Source organism: Galbibacter marinus (assembly GCF_000300875.1).
Classification (GTDB): Bacteria; Bacteroidota; Bacteroidia; order Flavobacteriales; family Flavobacteriaceae; genus Galbibacter; species Galbibacter marinus.
Genome location: NZ_AMSG01000066.1, coordinates 1 through 945 on the forward strand (window position 1 = coordinate 1; position 945 = coordinate 945).

The following is a 945-nucleotide window of genomic DNA, read 5'->3' on the forward strand; positions in this document are numbered from 1 at the left end:
TTACAGGAACTGAAAACACCCTTTACCAACAGTTTTGCCCAATGTACGATGGCGGTAGTGCTTGGCTGAGTTTGAGCAAAGACATTAAGAATCCCTATTACGGAAGTCAAATGTTGAATTGCGGGAAGGTACAAAAAGAGATTAACTAATGAGGATTGTAAAAATAATAGCAATAATACTATTGGTGGCGTTTGTGGGAATTCAATTTATTCCCACAACACGAAATCAAAGTGATACGGTACCCGTAACTGATTTTATGTTGGTTAACAATGTTCCGGAGAACATTCAAAATAAGTTACAAGTTTCCTGCTATGATTGCCACAGTAATAATACGCAATACCCTTGGTACAATAAAATTCAACCCGTTGCTTGGTTTTTGGAAGAACATATCAAAGAAGGAAAGGCCGAGCTTAACTTCAGTAAATGGGATTCCTTGTCTAACCGACGAAAAGCCAGTAAACTAAGGTCTATTGTCAAACAGATTGAAGCTGGCGAAATGCCTTTGGATTCTTACACTTTGATACATAAAGAGGCAGCCTTTTCAGAAGAGGAAGCGAAAGAGGTAATTAATTTTATGACACAATTAAAAGACAATTTATAAACTATAATTAAATATAATAAAAATGAAAAATTTAAAAATGAGTATAGCAGCAGTGCTATTGTTAGCAGTTTCTTTTACCAACGCAGAGGAAAAGAAAAAAATGAACCACGATCACGAAGATATGAAAATGGATCATAGCAAAATGACAACTATGAAAAATGATGCAAAAACAGAAACAATTTTAAGTGATTACTTTAATTTAAAAAATGCTTTGGTTGCAGATGACACCAAAAAAGCAGCCCAAGCTGGATCTAAATTGGTAGTTTCTCTTAAAGCTTTTGATACGGACAGTTATTCAAAAGAAAATCAAGAAGAATTAAAAGAAATTATAGAAGATGCCGTAG

2 protein-coding genes and 1 pseudogene are annotated in these 945 nt (G+C 34.2%); all 3 read left to right on the plus strand.

Going from position 1 to position 945, the window contains the following annotated elements; all coding sequences use genetic code 11:
* Nucleotides 1–149: pseudogene (locus I215_RS16050) on the plus strand (DUF3347 domain-containing protein); the annotation flags it as partial.
* Nucleotides 149–601, plus strand: coding sequence for a heme-binding domain-containing protein (locus tag I215_RS15585; protein ID WP_008992954.1), 453 nt, complete (start codon nucleotides 149–151; stop codon nucleotides 599–601). The pseudogene I215_RS16050 and the gene I215_RS15585, both read left to right, overlap by 1 nt.
* A gap of 22 nt (nucleotides 602–623) precedes the next feature.
* The coding region (locus I215_RS15590) for a DUF3347 domain-containing protein (RefSeq protein ID WP_008992955.1) at nucleotides 624–945 on the plus strand (322 nt) is incomplete at its 3' end.

Bases quoted from the DNA above. Each gene is read 5' to 3' on its own strand.
- I215_RS15585 (WP_008992954.1), top strand. From the start codon at position 149: ATGAGGATTGTAAAAATAATAGCAATAATACTATTGGTGGCGTTTGTG.